The sequence below is a fragment of the Pedobacter foliorum genome, from assembly GCF_013266735.1.
Lineage (GTDB): Bacteria > Bacteroidota > Bacteroidia > Sphingobacteriales > Sphingobacteriaceae > Pedobacter > Pedobacter foliorum.
The window spans coordinates 22,414-29,613 of sequence record NZ_JABSNU010000006.1 but is presented as its reverse complement, the minus strand read 5'-3'; the positions used below and the strand labels follow the sequence as shown (position 1 = coordinate 29,613).

At 38.1% G+C, this 7,200-nt stretch carries 6 protein-coding genes; 5 read left to right on the top strand and 1 reads right to left on the bottom strand.

Translation table 11 applies throughout. The features are described 5' to 3' along the window. The first annotated feature begins 16 nt into the window (after positions 1-16). The 4 genes from HQN83_RS13395 (at position 17) to HQN83_RS13380 (ending at position 5,159) form a co-directional block, all read left to right on the top strand. A complete protein-coding gene (locus HQN83_RS13395) occupies positions 17-1,009 on the top strand; it encodes a PorP/SprF family type IX secretion system membrane protein (RefSeq protein ID WP_173090866.1) in 993 nt (330 codons plus the stop codon). A gap of 15 nt (positions 1,010-1,024) precedes the next feature. Next, a complete protein-coding gene (locus HQN83_RS13390; RefSeq protein ID WP_173090865.1) occupies positions 1,025-3,022 on the top strand; it encodes an OmpA family protein in 1,998 nt (665 codons plus the stop codon). Between the two features lie 439 nt (positions 3,023-3,461). After that, complete coding sequence (locus tag HQN83_RS13385) at positions 3,462-4,337, top strand: ROK family protein (protein ID WP_173090864.1); 876 nt, start codon at positions 3,462-3,464, stop codon at positions 4,335-4,337. 3 nt (positions 4,338-4,340) lie between these two features. Then, entirely contained in the window at positions 4,341-5,159 is an 819-nt protein-coding gene (locus tag HQN83_RS13380; protein ID WP_173090863.1) for an alpha/beta hydrolase, read from the top strand. An 86-nt stretch (positions 5,160-5,245) separates the two neighbouring features. On the opposite strand, the gene HQN83_RS13375 is transcribed toward HQN83_RS13380, so the two are convergent. Then, complete coding sequence (locus HQN83_RS13375) at positions 5,246-5,875, bottom strand: DUF6266 family protein (protein WP_173090862.1); 630 nt, start codon at positions 5,873-5,875, stop codon at positions 5,246-5,248. A 400-nt stretch (positions 5,876-6,275) separates the two neighbouring features. Here HQN83_RS13375 and HQN83_RS13370 point away from each other — a divergent pair, with 400 nt between their 5' ends. Next, a complete protein-coding gene (locus HQN83_RS13370) occupies positions 6,276-7,196 on the top strand; it encodes a TIM barrel protein (RefSeq protein WP_173090861.1) in 921 nt (306 codons plus the stop codon). Positions 7,197-7,200 lie beyond the last annotated feature (4 nt).

Below are 7,200 nucleotides of genomic sequence, written 5' to 3'. Positions count from 1 at the left end.
AATTTAAGATAAGGACATGCAAGGATTTAGAAAATACGGGTTGTTATTTCTGCTTTTACTAAGTATAAGCAGCGGATATGCGCAACAGACAATACAATTTAGTCAATATGTTTTTAATGGTCTGGCGGTTAATCCGGCGTATGCCGGATACAAGGAAGACTGGACGGCAAGCCTTAGTTTTCGCTCGCAATGGGTGGGGATTGATGGTGCGCCTCGGACCGGTACGGCATCATTTGACGGATTAACGAGAAACCCCAATAAAAAAGTAGGGTTGGGTCTTGTAGCAACTACAGACCGGCTAGGTGCTCAAAATACATCTTCTGTATACGGTAACTATGCTTACCGTTTACAGTTAGATGATGAGGATACTAAAAGGCTAAGCTTTGGATTGGGATTTGGAGTTACACAGTACAATCTCGACGGAACTAAATTTAATCCAACAGACCCTGGGGATGGAGTTATTCCATTAGGAAATCAAAGTAAACTAACCCCTGATTTCCGTTTCGGAGTTTATTACTATACGCCTACCTTTTATTTGGGCGCATCAGTAATGGATCTTTTATCTGGCTTAGGAAAGGATACCGTTACCTCCGATAATTACAAAGTGCTAAGACAAGTGCGTCACCTGTATTTAACTGGTGGGTTAATGCTGCCTCTTTCGGAATCTTTGGATCTTAAGCCGACTTTTATGCTTAAGGAAGATTTTAAGGGGCCAACCAATTTAGATCTTAATGCCTTTTTACTAATTAATAAAACTGTTTGGTTGGGTGCTTCTTACAGAACCGGTGTTAAGCTTTGGAAAAAGAACAATCTGCAAAAAGACCTTGATCAAAGCGATGCCATTTCCGGAATTGTTGAGTTTTACCTTACACCACGTTTTAGGGTTGGTTATTCATATGATTATACCACCAGTAAGCTGGCCAATTATCAGCAGGGTTCGCACGAAATATCTGTGAGCATCAGTCTCCCGGGTAAAAAAGAAAGAGTATTAAGTCCACGTTATTTTTAAGCTGAGCATAATTATATGAACAGAATAGCAATTAAAAACCTGATGAGCAGAAGTATTGTCATCACCATAATAACAGTTTTCATTGGTAACTATTATGCCATTGGACAAGAACAGTTGAGTCGTAAACAACAAGCAGATAAGCTTTTTGAGCGTTATGAATATTATAACGCATCAAGATTATATCTAATATTGGCCGATAAAAAGAATCCTGATGTAAAGATTTTGAAGCAATTGGCTACTTGTTACAGGATGATGAACGAGTATGATAATGCGGCAATATGGTATGCTAAAATCATAGAAAATCCTAAGTCAGAGCCGTTAGACCATTTTTACTATGGAGAAGTACTTCAAAGAAATCAAAAGTTTGAAGAAGCAAAGGAACAATACACAATCTATGGTGTTAAATCAGGAAAACCTCAGGCAGCCGCCATTAAAATGGTTTCTTGTGATAGTGCTGCCGTCTGGATCAAAAACCCAACAGCTTTAAAGATTAAAAACGCACAAGGTTTAAACAGTAAATACTCTGATTGGGGCGCAAGTTTTTACGGTAATGAAGGGATTGTGTTTACATCTGACAGGACTGCTGAGGCGGGCGAAGACAATAAAGATGTTTATGCCTGGACAGGTAATTCATGGTTAAAATTGTATCTGGCTTCTTTAAAAGAAAACGTGGAAAAGGAACTTCCGGTTGTTACCAAGCAGAACTTTCCATCTAAGGTTGATTACCATGTTGCTCCATTAGTTTTGAGCCCAACGGGAGATACGGCCTATGTAACCATAGCAACCCGAACGCCAGCCCGCCAATTGCCAATTGATAAATCGACGGGTAAAAAGTCGAGAGAACGCTTGTATACCCGTCGTTTAGAAATAATGATTGCAGTGAAAAAAGACGGTAACTGGCAGGATATAAAACCTTTTGCTTACAATAATGTGAAAGAGTTTTCTGTAGGACATGCCGCAATTTCTAAGGATGGAAGCGTAATGTATTTCACTTCAGATATGCCTGGTGGACTAGGTAAAACTGATATTTGGTATTGTTTAAAACAAACTGATGGCAGCTGGGGTGCTCCTGCAAACTGTGGCCCGCAGATTAATTCAACAGAAGAAGAAGCTTTTCCGACTATTGCCGGTGATGGCGATTTGTACTACTCCTCTAAAGGTAAAGTAGGGATGGGTGGCTATGATATTTACACCAGTAAAGGTTCGGGAGCTAAGTGGACAACGTCAGTAAATCTGAAGTATCCTGCAAACTCAACCAGTGATGATTTTTACTATGTTTCACTTGATGGTAAATCTGGCTATTTGTCTTCGAACCGCCAAGGTGGCGCTGGCGACGATGATATCTATAGCTTTAATCAAGAGATTGTTCAGCAGATAATACTTGCCCTTCAGGGTACAGTTGCCGATACTAAAACAAAGTCGCCGCTTGATTCGGTGCTTGTGATTTTGAAAGATGCACAAGGCGTGGCTATTAGTCAGAAAGTGACTGGGGCAGATGGGAACTTCTTTTTTGGCTTAGAAAAAGATCAAACCTATAATGTAGAATTTAGCAGGCCTCATTATTCATCGGCAACCATTCCGGTAAGTACCAAAGGGATCACTAAATCTGATACTTTAAACATACAGGCTTTCTTGAAAAAAGAGATATTTATACCGGGTAAAACCTATGTGTTGAAGAATATTTATTATGACTTTGATAAATCAAATATCAGACCTGATGCGGCTAAAGAACTAGATAAACTGATAGCCATATTGAAAGAAAACCGAGAGATTCATATTGAATTGGGTTCTCATACAGATAGTAGAGGTAATGCTCAGTACAACCAATGGTTATCGCAAAAAAGAGCGAATTCTGCAGTGCAGTATATGTTAGATAGAGGTGTTGAGAGAAACCGGATAACGGCCAGAGGTTACGGTGAGACTATGCTGTTAAATAAATGTGCCGATGGTGTAAAATGTACAGAAGCTGAACATCAGCTAAACAGAAGAACAGAGTTTAAAAACTTGAAGTAAAGGTATAAGTGTTCGTTATCCTGAATTTATTTCAGGACCTCGCACTAGCAAGGTTTTCTTTCTCTTGAGAGGTCCTGACCTCGAAGAAGCTGCGAAACAAAATAAATTCAGGATGACGAATTCTGTTTGTTGTCGGTAATTTAACGCGGTATCTCGCTAGAGAAAGAATGCCTTACTAGTGCGAAATATGACCTTCTTTTGCGAGGTCCTGAAATAAATTCTGGATAACAAACGCTTTAGCAGAATCGCCATTGTTGTAACATAAAGAGAATTTTAGTGCAATGGTTTGTTTTGATTAGCCCAATCGTATTAGCTTAATTATCTCCTTCAGAACTACCAATAAAAAAATGCAAATAAATTTTGCTAAAACGGTTTAAATGCCTTTATTTGGGTTATAGAATGAAATCAATTCTATTGTAACCAAATAGACCTAAACTAAATGAACACTAAAACCTCTAGACTTCCCTTCATCGGGGTTGACATTGGCGGATCTCACATCACAGCAGCACACGTAGATTGTACAACATATAAAGTTATTGATAGTACCATGCAGCGTTTGCGCGTTGCTTCAATGGACGAAAATTCTGAGGTAATTATTCAATCTTGGGTTGATGCACTTTCTTCATTAATTTTAAAGTCGTCTGAAGAAACAATAAGAATTGGTATTGCTATGCCCGGACCTTTTGATTATCAGGAAGGTATCTCTTTAATGAAAGGCCAGCAAAAATACGATTCATTATATGGATTAAACATCCGCACCATTTTATCTGAAAAATTAGGTATTCCCGGCGATCATATCGTTTTTATAAATGATGCAGAAGCATTTTTAAGAGGCGAACTTGCTTCAGGCGCTGCTTCAGATTTTGAAAGAGCAATAGGGGTAACCTTAGGTACAGGATTAGGCTCAACAAGTAACTGTAATGGTAGAGTTGTTGATGTAAATCGTGCATTTGTTCCTTTCTTAGACAGTATTGCCGAAGAATATATCTCAACCAGATGGTTCCTAAAACACTATAAAGAGTTAACTGGAAAAGATGCTAAAAACGTAGAAGAATTGCTTGCTACCGCAGACGAATCTATAAAAGATCAGTTGTTTGAAGAATTCTCTACAAATTTGGCCACTTTCTTAAATGATTTTATTGCTGATGAAAATCCTCAGGTGTTAGTAATTGGTGGAAACATTGCTAAAACATGGGATTATTTTATTACTAAATTGCAAGATAAATTAGTTAATAAAACCGTGGTAATAAAGCAAAGCGAGATGTGGGAAGATGCCGCTCTTGTTGGTGCTGCATGTACCTGGATAAGTAATTAGAAAATGAAAAAATGGGGTTTTCTCATCGGCATCTTATCATTTTTAAGTGTCGAGTCTGTTTTTGCAGCTAAGGTTGATACAGTATCAACCTATAGCGCTGCGATGAAGAAAAATATCAAAGCGGTTGTGATTACACCCGAAGGTTACAGCGAAAGCAAAACCTACCCGACGGTTTATTTGCTTCACGGAGCAGGCGATGCTTATTCCGGTTGGGTAAATAAAGTGCCTGCAATTAAAGACTATGCTGATAATTTTCAGATGATCATTGTATGCCCTGATGGAAATGTGACCAGCTGGTATTTTGATAGTCCGGAAGACCCTGCCTGGAAATATGAAACTTATGTAGCTACCGAATTGGTTAATTGGGTAGATCAGAAATACAAAACCATAAAAGATAGAAAAGGCCGTGCAATTACAGGCTTAAGTATGGGTGGCCACGGCGCACTGTATTTGGCCTTTAAACATCAGGATGTATTTGGTGCGGCCGGTAGTATGAGTGGTGGTGTTGATATTAAGCCTTTTCCGTTAAATTGGGACATCGCAAAACGCCTAGGACCTGAAGATAAATATCCAGAGCGCTGGGTCGCAAATTCTGTTATCGACTTAACTTATTTGCTTGTACCCAACAAATTGGCTTTAAATATCGACTGTGGTTCTGATGATTTCTTTTACAATGTGAACGTAAAACTGCACGAAAAGCTGCTGTACAACAACATTCCGCACGATTTTACCATCAGACCAGGATCGCATAACTGGGATTACTGGAAAAATGCCATCGGCTTTCAGCTGATGTTCTTCAACAATCAGTTCGTTAAAAAGTAATTCAACCTCAAAGTAACCTTATTAAACTAAAGTTGTTGATTTAAAAAACATAAGATTTTTAAATCAACAATCTTTTTGGCTGCTTATTAAAGCGTCCCAAAATAAACGCTGTTAGCTATTTTTTTTCTATCTGCTGAAGTCATACTAACAAAAATATGCAAGGTTTTTCCTGCAAATTTTGGGTTAAATTTGAACGTACATTGAGTATCTGTACGCTTAAAACCACCAACCATTCCATCAGCTTTATGCAGTTCTTCGCAGTAAAGTATCAGCATTAACTGGTCGTTAAAAGAGGCAGGTTGAACATTGTTCTGAGACCAGGTAAGCTTTACATTTTCCGGATCAATCAATGCTATGGTAATGTCTTCAATCATTGGTAGTTTGCCAACACTTAAAATCAGTTTACTGTAATCAACACTTAAATTTGGATAAATTCCAAGAAATGCTGTGTTGTAATTTAAAGAAAACGCAGCGCTGATTTCCGTTTTTTGGAATGCATTGTTCGCAAAACCAATATTGATGTAGGGGTGAAAGGGGACTAGCATATTGTTTATAAAATTCATTTTTTGTTGAGTAGCGAGCTGCCCTTGAGTCCTTTCTTTTGGTTCCTTTTGCGATTCTCCACGGACGTATGGTATTCCTTTCCAGCTACTACCAATTACTGGACCTATTTGCCCTGAAATAGGTCCTAAAATTCCTTTTCTAATGTTTGCCATATTCTTTGTGTTTTATGTTTTTATTTTTAGTCATTATAATACATCAGCTTCTTTACAGTTTTTAAAAAGACTCAATAGAGCGTGTTTTCAGACAAAAGTCTAACCTAAGTATAAGGTGAGTCTGACCTGAGTCTGAGTTGAGTCTAAGGTGTTAGCTCCTCCAACAAGATTTCAGATGTTATTCATTACTATTTGATGCCTTTTCGTATTAGAAAATAAAGGAAGGAATATTTATTTGCTTTTGGCAGTGGCGGGGGGGTACCACACCCTTGAGGTGAAATGACCCAAAATCTTGGCTTGTAAAGCGCATACAGCATTTTATTTTTTTCAAAAAAATGAAATTATTATCTATTTTAGACGATAAGAAACATAAACTAGAACCACTATACACTTATTAACTATGGATACTAAAGACCGCAGAAGTTTTCTCAAAGATTTAGGAATGCTGTCTGCTGCTGCAGGGCTTTCTTCTCTAATTCCGTTTGATGCATTGGCACTTCCTAAAAAGGAGTTTTTCAGTATATCTCTGGCACAATGGTCTTTACATAAATCATTGTTTGGGGGTAAACTCACAAATCTCGAGTTTCCAGTAAAAGCAAAAAGAGATTTCGGTATTGATATAGTTGAATACGTAAGTCCATTTTTTAATAAAAAAGAGACCGATCCGGCATATCTTAAGGAGCTATTAAGTATAACCAAAGGTGAGGGAATTCAAAACCATCTGATTATGATTGATGGGGAGGGCGAATTAGGTAACCTGGATGAGAAAGCACGCTTAAAAGCTGTTGAAAATCACTATAAATGGGTAGATGCGGCCAAAACATTGGGTTGTAAAACTATTCGTGTAAATGCTGCCGGTAACGGGTCTGAGCAGGACGTGAAAACTGCCGTAGTTGATGGTTTAAGTAAGCTTACTGAATATGGTAAGCAACATAAAATCAACATTATTGTAGAAAATCATGGTGGCTATTCTTCTGATGGAAAATGGTTGTCGGATGTGATGAAACAGGTTAACAGCCCTTATTGCGGTACATTGCCTGATTTTGGCAACTTTAGAGTAAGCGCTGATAGGGTATATGATATGTACCAAGGGGTAGCTGATCTGGTTCCATTTGCAAAAGGAATTAGTGCCAAAACTTTCAATTTCAACGATAAAGGTGATGAAAAGGATATTGACTATGATCGTATGTTCAAAATTATAAATGCGGCAAAATGGACAGGCATTGTCGGGATTGAATATGAAGGTGATGGCTTGTCGGAAGATGCGGGAATCAAAAAAACAAAAGAGCTGTTGTTAAGAATACAAAAGCAATATAAGTAAGTAA